The organism is Sulfitobacter donghicola DSW-25 = KCTC 12864 = JCM 14565 (assembly GCF_000622405.1).
GTDB classification, from domain to species: Bacteria; Pseudomonadota; Alphaproteobacteria; order Rhodobacterales; family Rhodobacteraceae; genus Sulfitobacter; species Sulfitobacter donghicola.
In genome coordinates this window covers 2684089-2701425 of the sequence record NZ_JASF01000005.1, presented here as the reverse complement: position 1 = coordinate 2701425, position 17337 = coordinate 2684089, and the positions used below count along the sequence as shown (strand labels likewise).

The window sequence follows — 17337 nt, the reverse complement described above, 5'->3', positions numbered from 1 at the left end:
AGCGCCCCGTCAGATCACTCAATAGATTGATAGATCCGGCTGACTTCTTCGCGGATGATCCGCGCGATCTGCGCACAGTCTTCTAGGCTAAAGGTCAGTGGCACGCGCATATCAATGATGCCAGCCAGAACCTTATCGCTTTCTGGCATCCGAGGGGCATCAACATAGCGCCAACTGTCATAGCGGCTGGTAAAGCCAACGGGTTCAGCCCCGCCAAACCATTTCAGCTCGACCCCGCGCGCGCCACACCGCGCAAGCAGGTCGGTTACAGCCCCTTCTGGCCAATCAGCCAGAAGAAATTGGATCGAAGAGCCGACAATGTGCTCTTCCTTCGGGCGATCAATCACCGTTAGGCCAGCAGTATCCCGCAGCGCCTCTTCCAGCGCATAATATCTTTCGTTCCAACGCGCACACTGGCGGTCCAGATCCTCTAGCTGGGGGCGCAGGATCGCAGCGCGCAGATTGTCCATCCGGCCCGAAATATTGGGCGTTTCATAGCGGATATCCTCGAACACCTCCGATGGCGGCCCCGCCAAGTGACGTTCATACAGCATATAAGAGCCCGAATACATGATCGCCCGCGCGGCCACCTCGGCATCATCGGTCACAAACAGACCGCCCTCGCCCGCGTTCATATGTTTGTAGGTCTGACAGGAATAACAGCCAACCTTCCCCCATGTCCCCGAGGCCTTGCCGTTCCATGCGGCACCCATCGTATGGGCGCAATCTTCGATCACGGTAACGCCTGCCGCATCACAAATCTGCATCAGACGCTCCATATCACATAGATGCCCGCGCATATGGCTTAGCAAGAGAACGTCAGATTGATCCACCTTCGCCGCCAAATCATCAAGGTCCAACACCAACGAAGGTGTCACCCCCACAAAGACAGGCACGCCCCCAACAGCCGCAATGGCACCAGGCACAGGCGCAAGCGTAAAGGCATTGGTTAAAACCCGATCCCCCGTCTTTACGCCAACAGCCCGCAAGGCCGTGGCCAAAGCATAGCCCCCAGACGCAACCGCAAGACAGTATTTGGCCCCAACTTTTGCTGCAAACTCCTGCTCTAGCAGCACAGTCTGCGCCACTTCACCCTCAATCGTGTTATAGCGGTGCAAGCGGCCATGGCGCATTACGGCAACGGCGGCCTCAATGCCCGCTTCGGGAATGGGCTCTTGCTGGGTAAAGCGTCCCTTAAACACCTCGTTCATGCCTTAGGCCTTTCCCAATAATTTCTCGACCACATCGGGCAGGTCTGCATAGCGTTCTAACAAGGCTTCTGGCTTTAGCGCGGCCATATCCTCTCCTGAAGGTCCGAATGTCACCAAGATAGAGGGGACATTTGCGGCCTTTGAGGTATTTCGATCCGTATCGCTATCGCCAACCAGAACACATTGTTCAGGGTTTCCCCCCGCGCGCCGCACGGTTTCAAGCAGGTGTTCGGGATCAGGTTTGCGCACGGGCAAACTATCAGCCCCCAACATCGCGGCAAAGCTATCCAATATACCAAGGCGGGTCAGCAACTCACGCGCGAGTGCTTCTGGCTTATTCGTGCAGATCGCCACCAGATATCCGCGTGCCTTTAGGGCTTCAACAGCCTCCATCACCCCCTCGTAAAGGCGTGTATGGGTATCAATATCGCGCGCATAATGATCCAGAAGCGCCTGATAATATTCATCAATCAGCGGATCATCGGCCGTACGGCCCATTCGCTGCACGCCCAAACGCAGCATCGCGCGCCCACCGCGCAGCGCCGTGCCTGCATCCTTGATCGGGTCCAGCAGATCACCCGCTCCCATATCGCGGAAACACGCATTGGCCGCAGCGATTAAATCTCCGCTTGTATCGGCCATTGTACCGTCCAGATCGAATACCACTGTCTTCATCGTCATCCCCGTTTTCGTGCTATTTTCCGCCTATCGCGGGCATCTTGGTGTTGCAACCCGCAACCATAAGTGATCCAGACCCACCTTGCGCCAACGCGCCCATGGGTTAAACAGGAAAAAAACAAATCGAGCGGAAACGGAAACAACATGAACACCAGCCTGATTATTCTTGCCGCTGGCAAGGGCACTCGGATGAACTCGGAACTGCCAAAGGTCCTGCATCCGATTGCCGGCGACGCAATGCTGATCCACGCCATGGCAGCAGGCGCGTCACTAGACCCCACGCATACCGTCGTCGTTGCAGGCCACGGCGCCGAGGCCGTAACAAAAGCGGCCCAAGACTATGACGAGACGGCAATCGTCGCCGTTCAGACCGAGCAACTAGGAACAGCCCACGCCGTGGATCAAGCCAAAGAAGCCCTACAGGGCTTTGATGGGACGGCGATTGTCCTTTACGGTGACACGCCTTTTGTCTCGCCCGAAACGCTCGAAGATATGATGAGCGCAGCTGAGGGCGCTGACGTGGTTGTCTTGGGCTTCCAAGCCGCCGATCCAGGCCGTTATGGCCGCCTGATCATGGATGGCATGTCCCTAGAACGTATCGTTGAGTACAAAGACGCATCCGAGGCAGAGCGCGCAGTGACCCTGTGCAATAGCGGTGTCATTGCCTGTAAATCCGATTTGTTGTTCGATCTTATCTCGCAGGTTGGCAACGATAACGCATCGGGCGAATACTATCTGACCGACATCATCGGCCTTGCCCGTGCCCGCGGCCTGAAAGCAACCGCCGTCACCTGCCCCGAGGCTGAAACCCTTGGCGTGAACTCACGCGCGCAGCTGGCCGAAGCTGAAGCCGCCTTTCAGGCGCGCACCCGCGCCAAGCTGATGGAGGACGGTGTCACCTTCCAAGGTCCCGAGACCGTCTATTTTGCGCGCGACACTGTCATTGGCCGCGATACGCTGATCGAACCTCATGTCGTCTTTGGCCCTGGTGTCACGGTTGAAAGCGGTGCGCATATCCGCGCCTTTAGCCACCTAGAGGGCTGCCACGTTTCGCGGGGCGCCACCGTTGGCCCCTACGCGCGCCTGCGCCCCGGAACCGAGCTTCAGGAAAACACCCGCATTGGCAACTTTGTTGAAATCAAAAACGCCACTGTGGCCGAAGGCGCCAAGGTGAACCACCTTAGCTATATCGGCGATGCCTTTGTTGGGACCAAGGCCAACATCGGGGCTGGCACCATCACCTGCAACTATGACGGGGTGATGAAACACCACACCCATATCGGCGCAAATGCCTTTATCGGGTCAAACACCATGTTGGTGGCCCCCGTTCAGGTGGGTGACGGCGCGATGACGGGCTCGGGCTCGGTGATCACTTCTGATGTTGAGCCGGACGCCTTGGCCTTGGCGCGTGCACCGCAGGTTGAAAAACCGGGCATGGCGCGCAAACTGATGGATCTTCTCAAGGCCAAAAAGGCCAAACAACAGCGGAGCAGCTGATATGTGCGGAATTGTAGGAGTATTGGGCAACCACGAAGCGGCGCCCATTTTGGTAGAAGCACTAAAGCGGTTGGAATATCGCGGCTATGACAGTGCAGGCATCGCAACGATCAACGATGGCACGCTGGATCGCCGCCGCGCGGTGGGCAAGCTGGTGAACCTCGGTGACCTTTTGGTGCACGAACCGCTGGCTGGCAAATCAGGGATCGGCCACACCCGTTGGGCCACCCATGGCGAGCCAAACGTCAGCAACGCCCACCCCCATCGTTCGGGCTCTGTTGCGGTTGTTCACAACGGCATCATCGAAAACTTCCGCGAATTGCGCGCCGAGCTGGCCGAATATGGCATCACGCCCGAAACCGACACCGACACGGAAACCGTGGCCATGCTGGCGCAGCATTTCATGTCCCAGGGGCTATCCCCCACGGAGGCCGCGACCAAAACCATTGGTAAGCTGGAAGGCGCCTTTGCGCTGGCCTTTTTGTTTGATGGCAATGACGATTTAATCATCGCCGCGCGCAAGGGCTCGCCCTTGGCGATCGGGTATGGCGATGGCGAGATGTTCGTCGGCTCGGATGCTATTGCGCTCTCTCCTATGACCGACCGCATCAGCTATCTCGAAGAAGGTGACTATGCGATCCTGACGCGCGAAGGCGCCAGCGTGTTCAACGCCGCAGGAGAGCCCGCCAACCGTGAAATCCGCAAGATCCAGATCAGCGCCACACGGATCGACAAAGGCGGGCACAAACACTTTATGGCCAAGGAAATCGCCGAGCAGCCAACGGTCATCGCCGAAGCCTTGGGCCACTACCTGAGCAAATCTGACGAAATCCGCCTGCCCGACCCTGCAATTGATTTCTCGCAGGTTGAACGCATTACGATGGTCGCTTGCGGCACCGCCTTTCTGGCCTGCCTCACGGCGAAATACTGGTTTGAACAAATCGCCCGCCTCCCCGTCGAGGTCGACGTCGCATCCGAGTTCCGCTACCGCGAACCACCCATCCCTGGTAAATCGGTTGCCCTATTCGTCAGCCAATCCGGTGAAACCGCCGATACCCTCGCCGCGCTGCGCTATTGCGACGGAAAAGCGGATAAAATCGTTTCGGTTGTGAACGTGCCTGAAAGTTCGATCGCGCGGGAAAGCGATCTGGCCTTGCCGATCCACGCTGGCGTCGAGATCGGCGTGGCCTCGACCAAAGCCTTCACCTGCCAGCTTACGGTCCTGTTCTTGCTGGCGCTAAAAGCTGCCACAGATCGCGGCGAGCTGAGCGAAGAAGCACGCCAAGACCACCTTGCCCAGCTGCGCCGCCTGCCTGCGCTGATGTCCGAAGCATTGGAGCAAAACGATGCAGTCCGCGAGACCGCGCGCAAGCTGGCCAATGCCCGTGACGTGTTGTTCTTAGGACGCGGGCCGCTCTACCCCCTCGCCCATGAAGGCGCATTAAAACTAAAAGAAATCAGCTATATCCACGCCGAAGCTTATGCATCAGGCGAACTCAAACACGGCCCTATTGCCCTGATCGACGAAGAGGTGCCCGTCGTCGTCATGGCGCCGCGTGACACGCTGTTCGACAAAACCGTTAGCAACATGCAAGAAGTCATGGCGCGCAAAGGCAAGGTCATTCTGATCTCGGATCGCGGAGGGCTGAGCGAGGCCAGCGAAGGCGTGTGGGACACGGTTGTGATGCCCGATGTGTCAGATGCTGTGGCCCCGATCCTCTATGCCCTGCCCGCCCAGTTGCTGGCCTATCACACGGCGGTGGCCAAGGGCACCGATGTGGATCAACCGCGCAATCTCGCGAAATCTGTGACGGTTGAATAAGGCAGGTTCGATTTTGCAGGGCGACCTTACCCAATAGGTCGCCCTGCGTTTCCCCGACATAGATCAGGACCACAACAGCCATGCATGAACCCTATCTCGACGCCCTCAGGGCCCTATCAGACCCAGAGCGCGCCCTCGGCATGCGCGGCTATCACAAAACCGACCGCGAATATCTGGGGCTATCCAACCCGCAGATCAACGACCTGACCAAAGAATGGCGCGGCTTGTTAGATGTCCCTGCCCGCGTGGCGGTTGCAGATGGCCTGTGGCAGACCAACATCTTCGAGGCCCGCCTCGCCGCCAGCAAGCTGCTGACCCAAGCGCGTATTCGCCCCGATGATGAAGCCGCATGGCAGCTCATCGCCTCGTGGTGCGCTGATTTTGACAGCTGGGCGATTGCCGATCACGCCTGTATGGCAGGGCAAAAGCGCCTCATCGCCGACCCGACCCGTTTGGATCAGGTCGAGGCATGGACCATATCCGATCACATGTGGACCCGCCGCGCGGCTTTGGTGGCCACGCTGCCATGGGCAAAACAGAACAACCCAAAGCCAGCCGAATTGGAGGCGCGTGAACGCATTTTGGGCTGGGCTGCGGGCTATGTGCACGACCATCAATGGTTCATCCAAAAAGCCATCGGGTGGTGGCTGCGCGACCTGAGCAAACGCGACAGCGACCGCGTGATCACCTTTATCGATGAACACGGCGAAGATATGAAACCCTTTGCCCGCAAAGAGGCGCTGCGGCTCATCACCTGAACCGCCCCGCCAGTGGCGCTTAACCGCCTAAAGTCACTTCAAGTTCGGTCAAATCGGTCAAAGATGCTTCGATTAGACGCATGGCAGGCAGCGACAGGCGGCTGCCCCCCGAAGCGGGACCATCAATCGGGATCAATGTCACTGCCGAAGATTTACCATTCGCTTTGTTCGTCACTCGCCCTGCTGTCTCGGATTTCACCAGTGGCGTCTTGAGCCAGAACCCTGGCTCTGTCGGGCTGCCCAAACTCGCAATTGTGGTGCCTAACAACTTTGATGTCACCTCTGGCGCGGCTGGGGCTGCGGCCTGTTTGCGCTGCTCGGTGGTGGTTGTGTCCAATGCTTCTTGGGTTTTTGCGGCCTTTGGCGGAGGGGGCGCTGACGTCAGAACCGGATCGGCCTTTACCGCTGCAACATCTGCTGCCGTTGCTTCGGGCAGGTCCGAGGGTGGTGTTACAACCTCTTCTGCCGCCTCTTCCGCTATAGCAGGCGGGACGGAATCTTCGGGTTGCACCCATCCCAATTGCGCACAAGCACTTAGGGATAGAACGGCGGAAAGCGCGCTAAGCGGCAGAAAAATACGTGTCATAACGCCAGAGTAATTCAGCTTGAGCGTTACTCCAACCCCAACAAATGGCGCTTGCTCCTTTATCGTGTGGTCTATACCACTATTCCCATGACAGCGCCCCTTATTGATCCTTTCGCCCGTGCCATAACCTACCTTCGCGTTTCCGTGACGGATCGTTGCGATTTTCGCTGCGTTTATTGCATGTCCGAAAACATGACCTTCCTGCCAAAACGTGAATTGCTCACCTTGGAAGAGCTGGATCGCATGTGCTCGACATTCATCGGCTTGGGTGTCGAAAAACTGCGCATCACGGGCGGAGAGCCGCTGGTGCGCCGTGGGATCATGACGTTCTTTGACGGGATGAAGCGGCATTTGGATGCTGGCACGCTGAAAGAGCTGACATTGACCACCAATGGCAGCCAGCTCGAGAAATACGCAAGCGCGCTATATGATGCGGGTGTGCGACGGGTGAATGTATCACTTGATACATTGGACGAAGGTAAATTCGCCGACGTGACCCGCTGGGGCCGCCTGCCCCAAGTATTGCGCGGTATTGATGCCGCCCAAGCGGCTGGATTGCGGGTCAAGATCAACGCAGTTGCGCTGAAAGGGTTCAACGAACCCGAATTGCCCCAGATTACCGAATGGTGCGCCAGCCGTGACATTGACCTGACGTGGATCGAAGTCATGCCCATGGGCGACATCGGAAACGAAGACCGTATTGACCAATATTGGTCGCTAAAAGATGTCCGCGCCAAATACGCCGAACATTACACTGTGACCGATTTGGCCGAAAACACGGGTGGCCCTGCGCGTTATGTGCGCCTGAAGGAAACTGGCCAAAAGATCGGCTTTATCACCCCTCTTAGCCATAATTTCTGCGAAAGCTGTAACCGCGTGCGCCTGACCTGCACTGGCGAAATCTATCTGTGCCTTGGCCAAGAAGACCGCGCAGACCTGCGTGCGCCCCTGCGCGCCCATCCAAATGACAATGCCCCCCTAGAGGAAGCCATCCGCGCGGCCATCAATCTCAAACCCAAGGGCCATGATTTTGATTACTCCCGCCAGACAGCAAGCGGCCAGATGCCCCGCCACATGAGCCACACAGGCGGTTGAACGCAATGCGCGTGCCAGTGCTCTATCGTGCCTATGTCGCCCTCAGCATGGTGTTGGTGCCCTTTGTTGCGCGTGCGACCGTCAAAAAGCTGCAACGCGCCGATGTTCCCACCTATCGCGCCCACGAACGGTTGGGCAACGCGACCGAAAATCGGGCTAACGGCACGCTGATCTGGTTTCATGCGGCATCTGTCGGCGAAAGCCTATCTGTACTGGCCCTGATGACCCGCATGGGAGAGCAACTGCCTAGCGCGCATTTCCTGATCACATCCGGCACTGCAACCTCGGCCGCCTTGATCGAGGCGCGCATGCCACCGCGATGCGTTCACCAATTTGCGCCCCTCGACGCCCCTGGTCCGCTCAAACGGTTTTTGCGTCACTGGCAACCAGACGCCGCGATCTTTGTCGAAAGTGAGCTATGGCCGCAGATGTTGCGCCGCACCTATGCCAGCGGCGCGACGATGGCACTGGTTAACGCGCGCATGTCGGAACGCTCTATCGCGTCATGGGCCAAACGCCCCCGCCTTGCCGCCTATCTGTTTGACGTGTTTGACCTGATCCTCACTCAGAATGACGCCATGGCCGAAGCAATGGTGCGCCTGCAGGCTCCGGCGCCAAAAGTAGCGCGTGGCCAAAACCTAAAGTCCTTTGCTGGCCCCCTGCCACAAGACCACGATCTGATTTTCGAAGCCCGCGCCACGCTTGGCCATCGCCCTGTCTGGGTTGCCGCCTCGACCCATGCTGGCGAAGAACAGGGCATCCTAGCTGCGCACAAACGCCTTCTTGAGCAGCATCCAGATCTGCTGCTCATCCTTGTGCCCCGCCACCCTGAACGCGGCGATGAGGTTTTGCAGCTAATCAGCGAAGCCGGCATGAGCTATTCTCGACGCAGCAGTGGTGATTTGCCCTCTGGTGAGGTCTTTCTTGCCGATACGCTGGGTGAGTTGGGGAATTGGTATGCGCTGAGCGATATCGTGTTCCTTGGCGGATCGCTGCTGCCGATTGGCGGGCACAACCCGTTTGAGGTCGCCCAATCGGGCGCAACTGTCCTGTCTGGCACTCATGTCTTTAACTTTGCCGAGACATTCTCGGCGATGGAAGCGGCGGGTGCTGCGGGCCTTGTGGCTGGCAAAGAGGATATTCCAGCGCAAGTAAACAGGCTGCTGAACGACACAAATGCCCGCGCAAAAGCCATTGTGGCGGCTAAAACCTTTGCAAACGGTGAAAATTCAAAACTAGACACCATCGCTGCTCGACTGATCAAGGCCCTCAAACTCACATGAAAACATCCCCCCCGATCAGGGTCATTGCACCCAATTTCAAACGCCGCCTATCTGGTGTGACGGCGACCGTTGTGCGCCTTGTCCCCGTTCAGGCGCAAGACATCGCCATCGTGGCAACCGGCCCCGTCATACCCGAGCACGTGCCCCAAATCCCCCTGTCCGCCCTGCTGACCCTGCCCCGCAAACCGCTTCGTGTTTGGCATGCGCGTCGTAATGTGGAAATGATCGGGGGGCTGGCGTTGAAATACCTGCTGGGCAAGCAGCTAAAGCTGATTTTCACCTCGGCATCGCAACGCAAGCAGTCGGGCCTGACGCGCTGGTTGATCCGGCGCATGGATGCGGTTGTTGCTACATCCGATAAAACAGCTGCCTATCTAGAAGCGCCTTCAACGGTGATCATGCATGGGATTGATGTCAAAACATTTGCCCCCGCTGACGACCGCATGGCCCTTCGCGCCAAAATGGGTCTACCCACGCAGGGGCAACTCGTCGGTTGCTATGGCCGTATTCGCGCGCAAAAAGGGACGGATGCCTTTGTGCGCGCCATGATCCAGATCATGCCCCAGCATCCCGATACCTATGCCATCGTTATGGGGCGCGCTGTGGGTGATGACGACGCTTATCTAACCGCCCTAAAAGAAGAAGTCGCCGCAGCGGGCCTGAGCGAGCGCATATTGTTCAAACCCGAAGTGCCGACCGAAGCCATGGCCGATTGGTATGCCGCGCTCGATCTATATGTAGCGCCGCAGCGCTGGGAAGGGTTCGGCCTGACCCCGCTAGAGGCCATGGCAACAGGCTGCCCCGTGATCGCCACACGGGTGGGCGCGTTTGAACAGCTGATCGTTGAGGGCAAGACAGGCCGATTGGTTGCACCAGATGACATCCCTGCCCTTGCCGCTGCAACGGATGAGGCATTGGCCGAAACCACAAAGCTGCAATATTGGCGCGACGACAGCCGCTATCACGTGCTGGCCAATTTCTCGATCGAGAAAGAAGCCCAGAGCCTGATCGACCTCTATCGCAGGCTCTTGGGCGACTAGTTCTTAGGCCACTGGCATACGTTGTTCAACAATGCCTGCCCACCAGCTACAGCCGGCAGGAATGACATCATCGTTAAAGTTATACAGCGGATGGTGAACCATCGCCGTATCGCCATTTCCGACCAGAATATAAGCACCGGGACGCTCTTCGAGCATAAAGGCAAAGTCTTCGCCGCCCATCACCAGAGGTGCCTCTGAACAATCCCCCGAGACAGATCGCGCAACCTCTGCTGCGAATTCGGTCTGCTCTTCATGGTTGATCATAACGGGGTAGTTGCGGTGATAGGTCACGCGGGCCTCTGCCCCCATGGCGCCTGCAATACCGCTACAGATTTCATTCACCCGCTTTTCCGCCAGATCGCGCGATTCCAGCGACATGGTGCGCACGGTGCCCTTCAGGTGAACCTTTTGCGGGATCACATTATAGGCCTTTGAGGATGTCTCGAACGAGGTGATCGATACAACGATATTGCTAACAGGATCGGCATTACGGCTCACGATGGTTTGCAGCGCACCAACGATCTGGGAGGCGATTACAGTTGTATCAATGGTTTCGTTCGGCTTGGCCGCATGTCCGCCCAACCCTTCGATTTCGATGTCCAGCAAATCAGTCGCCGCGAAAAACGGCCCCGTGCGGATGGCAAATTGGCCCTCGGGCATACCGGGCCAGTTGTGCATGCCGTAAACTTCCTGAATGCCCCAACGCGCCATCATCCCGTCATCACACATGACCTTGGCACCGCCGCCGCCTTCTTCGGCGGGCTGAAAAATCACAACGGCTGTGCCGTCAAAATTGCGGGTCTCGGCCAGATATTGCGCGGCCCCCAGCAGCATTGCCGTATGCCCGTCATGGCCACAGGCATGCATCGCCCCATCGGTTTTGGAAGCATAGTCCAAACCCGTTTCCTCGTGGATCGGCAGCGCATCCATATCCGCGCGCAGGCCCACAACCTTGCCCGAAGCCGTCGTCTGACCCTTGATCACCCCGACAACACCCGTGCGCCCGATGCCCTCGACCACTTCGTCACAGCCAAATGCGCGCAGTTTCTCAGCGACGCTAGCCGAGGTGCGGTGGGTTTCGAACAGTATCTCGGGGTGTTCATGCAGATCACGTCGCCAAGCGGTGATATCTGCATGCAATTCAGCAAATCGGTTCTTTACGGGCATCGAGGCAATCCTGAAAAATGAGTGAATAGGTATAGGTATGGGCATTCGTTACCCTGACTGCGCAAGCACCGCCAGAGCAACGGCTTTACGTGAGGGGCATCCGCCGTTCAACAACCTCGGCAAACCACGAACATCCCGCGGGAATGGCCTCATCATTGAAATTATATTCTGGGTGGTGAACGGTTGCCCCCTCACCATTGCCCAACATGATATAGGCACCTGGGCGCTCTTCGAGCATGTAGGAAAAATCCTCGCCCGCCATGATGGGCGGGGTTGCTCGGTCTACGCCGGGGGTCACGGCCTCGGCAGCGTCTGCTGCGTAATTTGTATTCGCGGTATGGTTAAAGGTCACAGGGTAGCCGCGATCGTAGTCGATCTTTGCTGTGCAGCCATGGGCACGCGCCGTCAGCTCGACAATCTCTTCCAGCCGTTTTTGCGCCAGATCCCGCACACCTTTGTCTAACGTGCGAACAGTGCCGCCCATGGTCACCGAACTTGGAATCACATTGTGGGTCTCGCTATCGGCTTGCAACGTACAAACCGAAACAACCACTTGTTTAAGAGGGTCAACATTGCGCGAAGCAATAGATTGCAGCGCAACAATCACGTGGGCTGTGGCGAGGTTGGGATCAATTGCTGTGTGCGGAGAGGCCGCATGCCCGCCCTGCCCCGTGATGGTGATTTCAAACTCATCCGTCGCAGCCAACAACGCGCCATCGCGGATGTGAAAACTGCCCGGTTCAGCGCCGGGCATATTGTGCAGCCCATAGACCTCGTCGATGCTCCAACGCTCCATCATGCCGTCTTTGCACATCTCAAGGCCGCCGCCGCCGCCCTCTTCGGCGGGTTGAAAGATCAGCGCGACACGACCGTCAAAATTGCGGGTCTCGGCCAGATATTGCGCAGCCCCCAGCAGGATTGCCGTATGGCCATCGTGGCCACAAGCATGCATTTTACCTGGATTTTTTGAGGCATACTCAAGCCCTGTCGCCTCTTCGATCGGCAGCGCGTCCATATCAGCCCGCAAGCCCACCGTTCGGCCAGAAGTGTTGCTGCGCCCCTCAATAATGGCGACGACCCCCGTTTGCCCGATCCCCGTTGTGATATCGCTGATGCCAAAGCTGCGCAGCTTTTCCTCAACGAATTTGGCGGTTTCATGGACGTCAAATTGCAGTTCGGGGTATTGATGAAGGTGGCGGCGCCAGCCGGTGATCTCTGCGTGCATCTCGGCAAATCGGTTCTTGATCGGCATTTTGAATGCTCCTTAAACGTTTGGACCTGGCACCATTTTGGTACCATCCGTAAATCTATTGAAACGAAACCGCGCCAGATCATGGCCCGCAGGTAAATCCGCAGCCATATCCGCCAGAATGCGCCCCATAGCAGGGCCAATACCAAAGCCATGGCCGCTCATCCCTGTGCCGACAATCAATCCTTCGACAGGAAGGTGATCAACAACGGGAACGATATCAGGCATGGTGTCAATCATCCCAGCCCAAGCGGTTTTGATCTTTACCTCGCCCAGCTGGGGGAACATGGCCTGAAAGTCGCGCGCCAGATTGGAAATCTTGCGCCGCGTTGGTTTTGGGTTCAGCACGCGCATCTGTTCAAAGGGCGTGACCTCGTCAGCGGCCCATTTGCGTTTGGTCCCCCAAGCATCAGGGAACCCTTTGGGTGCCGCCGGTTTTAACATACAGCCTAGTGGGTCTTCTTTTAACTGGTTGAGATAGTTGGGCAGTGCACGAAACGCATCCGGCCCAACAAACAGCTCTGCCGCCCCAGCAGGCGCAAGCGTATATCCCCCGTCTTGGCGGCGACGAAAGGCCAGTCGTTTAGCCGAACAGGCCGCTTCGCCCACATTAGCCATTGGAACGGTTGCCGCCACCTGAGAGCGCACCGAAAGCTGGGGCATGGAAATCCCGTGATTGCGCAAAAACAGCGCCGACCAAGCCCCTGCCGCCAATACCACACGCGGGGTGCGGATTGCGCCTTGTTCGCTCACCACACCAGTGATCTTACCATCGGTTATATCTAGGCTGCGCACTGCGCATTTTTCTATGATCTCGACCCCTGCGGCGTCAGCCAACCGCGCAAGGGCGGGAACCGCCAACTGCGGTTCAGCGCGGCAATCCGTTGAGGTATGCAGCGCCGCCACTGGTGGCTCTGCAAGACCCGGATACATGGCATTCACCTCAGCCGTGCTCAAAAAGCGGCTGTTCACGCCATTTTCTATCGCATGGGGCAACCAGCGTTCATACCCTTTTAGGGTTTTCTCGGATTTAGCGAAATAGGTCACCCCCGCCTGCGCAAGGCCGATGTCTTCGTCTAGCTCTTTGACCAATTCACGCCAAAGCGCCAAAGCCTCGTCCATGATTGGCATTTCGGACGGGTCGCGCCCTTGTTGGCGAATCCAGCCCCAGTTGCGACAGGATTGTTCTGCGGCAACCAGCCCTTTTTCCAGCACCACCACTTTGGACCCGCGCCGCGCGGCAAATAGCGCCGTGCAAATCCCGATGATCCCACCGCCAATGACAACTAAATCAGCAGCGTCAGGCAGATCCCCGCCGTACCGCACACCCTGCTCCATCGAAATAGGAAAGCTCTGCATAACAGCCCCTCCTTAGAGACAAAGCCGCTCAACCAATGAAATCATAAAGGCATGCCCTGCATTAAACTGGGAGACCTCGATAAATTCATTTGGTTGGTGCGCTTGGGCGATGCTTCCTGGGCCACAGATCACCGCGCTATAGCCCGCGTTCTGGAATTGACCGGCCTCGGTGCCATAGCTGACCTTGTGGCTGGCGTTATCCCCCGTGATCTGGCGCACGAGAAGTTCGGCCTCGCCTTCGGTCTCGGGTTGCAGCGCGGGGACATCAAAGCGCGGCGTGGCATCAATGCGCGTGTCTGGCACAACGGCTTGCATCGCAGCTTCGACTTCACGCACTTTTTCCAAAAACGCGATTTTCCATTTTTCTTTGTCTTCTCCAGGAACAACGCGCATGTCCACGGGGAAATAGCAGTCTTTGGCGGTGATGTTATGGGCGGTACCGCCCTCGATCATGCCGACGTGCAATGTGGTAAAGGGGGGTTCAAACATCGCGGCCAGATCGGTTGGCTTTGCGGCCATGTTTGCGGTGTTTTGATCGTTCGTCCATTCGATCAGCTTGGCCCCTGCCATGATCGCATTGACGCCCGTATGAAGCAGGGATGAATGCACCTCAAACCCAACAACATGGACCGAAAACCCAATCCCCCCTTTGTGACCAGTCACCGCCTGCATGTCTGATGGTTCGCCCACAATCACAGCCGAACCTTTAGGCACAACGCCCTGCATCGCCTCAATCATAGGCGGCGCACCAGTACAGCCGATTTCCTCATCAAAGCTGAACGCGATCTGGAGCGGGCGTTTTACCCCCGCATAATGCGCCTCGACCAATGCCCAAAGGGCAAGGGCATCGAACCCTTTCATGTCACAGGTGCCGCGCCCGTAATATTTGCCGTCTTTTTCAACAACGGTGAACGGGTCGGTATCCCACGGCTGGCCATCGACAGGCACCACATCGGTATGACCTGACAAAACCACCGCCCCTTCAACATCCGGCCCGACATGGGCAAACAACGCATGTTTGGGTTGATCGGGGTCAACATAGCGGTGCGATTTTATGCCGTGGCTTTCCAGATACGCGGCGACCCAATCGATCAGCGGGATATTTGTATCGCGTGATACGGTTGGAAAACTAATGAGCTTAACCATCAGCTCATAAGGGGAAAGTCTATCTGTCATGATCGCTATAGCGCCTCACCAAAAAACACCAATGTACAATCTTCATCGGCTATATGCATTTCACGTTGCCCGTATTCTTGATTAAACGGCGCACGCACCCGCCCGTCGGGCAATTTGTCCAACGCGGGCTTCATCGAGGCATAGAGCGCATCTATCCCCCTGACATCAATATAAAAAGAGACCTCACGTTCGGGATGAGACAAGTCAACATGCGGCGAAACCTCGACCAGACGCACGGCAACTTGGCCACGCCGCATGAAAGCATAGTTATCCGCCTGAAAACCCACCTCGAACCCTAAAACATCACGGTAGAATTCGATCTGTTTCTCTAAAATAGTACAGGGAATAAAGGGGGTGATCTGGGTCAGCTCCATATCAAATCAATAACCGCTGTCAGTGATCAACACCTTATGCCCTTTGCCAACATCGCGGTACACACTTGGCTCTGCCGTATAGCTGACAGGGTGAATTGGCGAGGGGATCGGTTTGAAGTTGAGGTCTTTTTCCTCTTTGCGCTTGCGCGGATCAGCAATGGGAACCGCTTTCATCAGCGCCTGAGTATAAGGGTGCTGCGGGTTTTCAAACACTTCGCGGCGCGGCCCCAATTCGACAATGCGCCCCAGATACATAACCCCAACCTGATGGCTAACCCGTTCAACCACGGCCATATCGTGGGAAATAAACAGGAAGGAAAGTTCCATCTCTGCCTGTAATTCCATCATCAGGTTCAAAACTTGGGCCTGCACCGAAACATCCAAAGCGGATACCGCTTCATCCGCGATGATCAATTTCGGGTTCAGGGCAAGCGCGCGCGCGATGGCGACACGTTGGCGTTGGCCGCCTGATAGTTCGTGCGGAAAACGGCGCATGAAACTGCGCGGCAGCTCAACACGGTCAAACAGCATCTCAACCCGTTCGGTCACTGCCTGCCCTTTGAGCGTGCCAAAGTTATGGATCGGTTCAGCCACCTGATCCGCCAGCCCCATCTGGGGGTTCAGCGATGCAAAGGGATCTTGGAAAATCATCTGCATGTCCAAACGGGCGGTGCGCAAATCAGTTGGGTTCAGCCCCATGATATCTTTACCGCCAAGGTTCACCTCACCTGACATCGGCTCAACCAGCCGCAAAATGGATCGACCCGCCGTGGATTTTCCGCACCCGCTTTCGCCAACTAGGCTCAGGGTTTGGCCCTTGTTGATCGTAAAGGACAGATCCTCGACCGCGTGAACATTTGCAACCGTGCGCCGCAACAGCCCCCCCGTCACGGGAAAACGCGTGGTCAGGTTGTTCACCGTCAACAAGACCTCATCCGTTCCTTTGATCGGCTCGATGACCTTATCTTCGCGCCCCAGCAGCTTCATCGGTTCGGGATAATCCTTGCCTGTCATCTCGCCCAGCTTGGGAACTGCAGCCAACAGGGCTTTGGTATAGGGATGCTGCGGGTTTTCGAAAATCTCCTCAACAGTGCCCTCTTCGACTTTGTTTCCACGGAACATGACCACAACGCGGTCCGCCATCTGCGCAACCACAGCCATATCGTGGGTGATGAACATCACCGCCGTGCCTGTTTCGCGCTTTAAGCGATCCATAAGGGCCAGAATTTCCGCCTGAATGGTCACATCCAAAGCGGTTGTGGGCTCATCAGCGATCAACAGGCGCGGCTCACAAGCCAGCGCCATTGCAATCACAACGCGCTGACGCATCCCGCCAGATAGCTCATGCGGAAATTGCGACAGACGCTTTTCAGCTTCAGGGATGCGGACTTGCTTCATCAGTTCTAGCGCGCGTTCCTCTGCCTCGGCTTTTGTCATGTTTTTGTGCAGGCGCAGACCTTCGGTCAGCTGCTTACCCACGGTAAAAACAGGGTTCAACGCTGTCATCGGCTCTTGAAAGATCATCCCGATTTCATTGCCGCGAATAGCGCGCATTGTGTCTTGGGGGGTATTGGCCAGATCAACCTGCGCATCCTCCCCACGATCAAACATCAACTGCCCACCGGCGATTTCACCACCGCCAAATTCAACCAGCCGCATCAAAGACAAGGAAGACACCGATTTGCCAGAACCCGATTCGCCAACCACACAAACCGTTTCACCTGGATGAATATCAAACGATACATCCTCAACCCCGACAACGGGACCATCTTTGGTTTGAAATTCGACACGAAGGCCTTTTATTTGGGCAATCGGGCTTTTGGCTGCATGATCTAACATCGCGGTCCTTTCAGGCACTTTTTCCACCGTTACGGGTAGGAATCAAATAACGCTAAGCGCAAGCATGGCGTAGGTCAAACAAAGTAAACGATTTACAAAGCTCACCTTGAGGAAACTTTGAACACTCGGTCAATTTTTCAGCTTCAACCTGTACGTACAAGGCTTGCTATTTTTGTGAAACCTGTTTCGATAGGCGACATGCG

General features: G+C 56.9%; 15 protein-coding genes. 6 read left to right on the top strand and 9 right to left on the bottom strand.

Going from position 1 to position 17337, the window contains the following annotated elements; translation table 11 throughout:
• Positions 1 to 14: 14 nt before the first annotated feature.
• Positions 15 to 1211, bottom strand: coding sequence for a DegT/DnrJ/EryC1/StrS family aminotransferase (locus Z948_RS0114405; RefSeq protein WP_025060261.1), 1197 nt, complete (start codon positions 1209 to 1211; stop codon positions 15 to 17).
• A 3-nt stretch (positions 1212 to 1214) separates the two neighbouring features.
• Entirely contained in the window at positions 1215 to 1886 is a 672-nt protein-coding gene (locus tag Z948_RS0114400) for an HAD-IA family hydrolase (protein ID WP_025060260.1), read from the bottom strand.
• A 147-nt stretch (positions 1887 to 2033) separates the two neighbouring features.
• On the opposite strand from Z948_RS0114400, the gene glmU reads away from it, so the two are divergent.
• From glmU to Z948_RS0114385, 3 genes are all read left to right on the top strand, one after another.
• The gene (gene glmU, locus Z948_RS0114395; protein ID WP_025060259.1) at positions 2034 to 3386 is read left to right on the top strand and encodes a bifunctional UDP-N-acetylglucosamine diphosphorylase/glucosamine-1-phosphate N-acetyltransferase GlmU; all 1353 of its coding nucleotides are present in this window, start codon (positions 2034 to 2036) and stop codon (positions 3384 to 3386) included.
• A gap of 1 nt (position 3387) precedes the next feature.
• Positions 3388 to 5208 carry a glutamine--fructose-6-phosphate transaminase (isomerizing) gene (gene glmS / locus Z948_RS0114390; RefSeq protein ID WP_025060258.1) on the top strand — a complete coding sequence of 607 codons (1821 nt, stop codon included), beginning with the start codon at positions 3388 to 3390 and terminating at the stop codon, positions 5206 to 5208.
• Positions 5209 to 5288: 80 nt separating this feature from the next.
• On the top strand, positions 5289 to 5966 hold the full coding sequence (locus Z948_RS0114385) for a DNA alkylation repair protein (protein ID WP_025060257.1): 678 nt from the start codon (positions 5289 to 5291) through the stop codon (positions 5964 to 5966).
• A gap of 19 nt (positions 5967 to 5985) precedes the next feature.
• Here the strand turns inward: Z948_RS0114385 and Z948_RS0114380 are convergent, their stop codons facing one another.
• Positions 5986 to 6552 carry a hypothetical protein gene (locus tag Z948_RS0114380; protein WP_025060256.1) on the bottom strand — a complete coding sequence of 189 codons (567 nt, stop codon included), beginning with the start codon at positions 6550 to 6552 and terminating at the stop codon, positions 5986 to 5988.
• An 87-nt stretch (positions 6553 to 6639) separates the two neighbouring features.
• On the opposite strand from Z948_RS0114380, the gene moaA reads away from it, so the two are divergent.
• The 3 genes from moaA to Z948_RS0114365 are packed head-to-tail and all read left to right on the top strand — an operon-like array spanning position 6640 to position 9970.
• Entirely contained in the window at positions 6640 to 7647 is a 1008-nt protein-coding gene (moaA, locus tag Z948_RS0114375) for a GTP 3',8-cyclase MoaA (protein WP_025060255.1), read from the top strand.
• 5 nt (positions 7648 to 7652) lie between these two features.
• Positions 7653 to 8930, top strand: coding sequence for a 3-deoxy-D-manno-octulosonic acid transferase (locus tag Z948_RS0114370; protein WP_025060254.1), 1278 nt, complete (start codon positions 7653 to 7655; stop codon positions 8928 to 8930).
• The gene (locus Z948_RS0114365; RefSeq protein WP_025060253.1) at positions 8927 to 9970 is read left to right on the top strand and encodes a glycosyltransferase family 4 protein; all 1044 of its coding nucleotides are present in this window, start codon (positions 8927 to 8929) and stop codon (positions 9968 to 9970) included. The genes Z948_RS0114370 and Z948_RS0114365 overlap by 4 nt, the downstream gene beginning before the upstream one ends.
• Positions 9971 to 9973: 3 nt before the next feature.
• Here Z948_RS0114365 and Z948_RS0114360 read toward each other — a convergent pair whose 3' ends face one another.
• The 6 genes from Z948_RS0114360 to Z948_RS0114335 all read right to left on the bottom strand — a co-directional run bounded on the left by Z948_RS0114360 (position 9974) and on the right by Z948_RS0114335 (position 17134).
• Complete coding sequence (locus tag Z948_RS0114360; RefSeq protein WP_025060252.1) at positions 9974 to 11137, bottom strand: M20 aminoacylase family protein; 1164 nt, start codon at positions 11135 to 11137, stop codon at positions 9974 to 9976.
• A gap of 85 nt (positions 11138 to 11222) precedes the next feature.
• Positions 11223 to 12389, bottom strand: a complete 1167-nt coding sequence (locus Z948_RS0114355; RefSeq protein WP_025060251.1) for a M20 aminoacylase family protein — start codon at positions 12387 to 12389, stop codon at positions 11223 to 11225.
• Between the two features lie 12 nt (positions 12390 to 12401).
• Entirely contained in the window at positions 12402 to 13745 is a 1344-nt protein-coding gene (locus Z948_RS0114350) for an NAD(P)/FAD-dependent oxidoreductase (protein WP_025060250.1), read from the bottom strand.
• A 12-nt stretch (positions 13746 to 13757) separates the two neighbouring features.
• Positions 13758 to 14921 carry an acetylornithine deacetylase gene (gene argE / locus Z948_RS0114345; RefSeq protein ID WP_025060249.1) on the bottom strand — a complete coding sequence of 388 codons (1164 nt, stop codon included), beginning with the start codon at positions 14919 to 14921 and terminating at the stop codon, positions 13758 to 13760.
• Positions 14922 to 14926: 5 nt separating this feature from the next.
• Complete coding sequence (locus tag Z948_RS0114340) at positions 14927 to 15295, bottom strand: bleomycin resistance protein (RefSeq protein WP_025060248.1); 369 nt, start codon at positions 15293 to 15295, stop codon at positions 14927 to 14929.
• A 6-nt stretch (positions 15296 to 15301) separates the two neighbouring features.
• Positions 15302 to 17134 carry an ABC transporter ATP-binding protein gene (locus Z948_RS0114335; protein ID WP_025060247.1) on the bottom strand — a complete coding sequence of 611 codons (1833 nt, stop codon included), beginning with the start codon at positions 17132 to 17134 and terminating at the stop codon, positions 15302 to 15304.
• Between the last annotated feature and the right edge of the window lie 203 nt (positions 17135 to 17337).

What these genes read in the sequence shown, in the direction of transcription:
- Z948_RS0114405 (WP_025060261.1), bottom strand. Translation starts at nt 1,211, where the DNA reads ATGAACGAGGTGTTTAAGGGACGCTTTACCCAGCAAGAGCCCATTCCC.
- glmS (WP_025060258.1), top strand. Translation starts at nt 3,388, where the DNA reads ATGTGCGGAATTGTAGGAGTATTGGGCAACCACGAAGCGGCGCCCATT.
- Z948_RS0114340 (WP_025060248.1), bottom strand. Translation starts at nt 15,295, where the DNA reads ATGGAGCTGACCCAGATCACCCCCTTTATTCCCTGTACTATTTTAGAG.
- Z948_RS0114400 (WP_025060260.1), bottom strand. Translation starts at nt 1,886, where the DNA reads ATGAAGACAGTGGTATTCGATCTGGACGGTACAATGGCCGATACAAGC.
- Z948_RS0114365 (WP_025060253.1), top strand. Translation starts at nt 8,927, where the DNA reads ATGAAAACATCCCCCCCGATCAGGGTCATTGCACCCAATTTCAAACGC.
- Z948_RS0114350 (WP_025060250.1), bottom strand. Translation starts at nt 13,745, where the DNA reads ATGCAGAGCTTTCCTATTTCGATGGAGCAGGGTGTGCGGTACGGCGGG.
- Z948_RS0114380 (WP_025060256.1), bottom strand. Translation starts at nt 6,552, where the DNA reads ATGACACGTATTTTTCTGCCGCTTAGCGCGCTTTCCGCCGTTCTATCC.
- moaA (WP_025060255.1), top strand. Translation starts at nt 6,640, where the DNA reads ATGACAGCGCCCCTTATTGATCCTTTCGCCCGTGCCATAACCTACCTT.
- Z948_RS0114385 (WP_025060257.1), top strand. Translation starts at nt 5,289, where the DNA reads ATGCATGAACCCTATCTCGACGCCCTCAGGGCCCTATCAGACCCAGAG.
- Z948_RS0114370 (WP_025060254.1), top strand. Translation starts at nt 7,653, where the DNA reads ATGCGCGTGCCAGTGCTCTATCGTGCCTATGTCGCCCTCAGCATGGTG.
- Z948_RS0114355 (WP_025060251.1), bottom strand. Translation starts at nt 12,389, where the DNA reads ATGCCGATCAAGAACCGATTTGCCGAGATGCACGCAGAGATCACCGGC.
- glmU (WP_025060259.1), top strand. Translation starts at nt 2,034, where the DNA reads ATGAACACCAGCCTGATTATTCTTGCCGCTGGCAAGGGCACTCGGATG.
- argE (WP_025060249.1), bottom strand. Translation starts at nt 14,921, where the DNA reads ATGACAGATAGACTTTCCCCTTATGAGCTGATGGTTAAGCTCATTAGT.
- Z948_RS0114360 (WP_025060252.1), bottom strand. Translation starts at nt 11,137, where the DNA reads ATGCCCGTAAAGAACCGATTTGCTGAATTGCATGCAGATATCACCGCT.
- Z948_RS0114335 (WP_025060247.1), bottom strand. Translation starts at nt 17,134, where the DNA reads ATGTTAGATCATGCAGCCAAAAGCCCGATTGCCCAAATAAAAGGCCTT.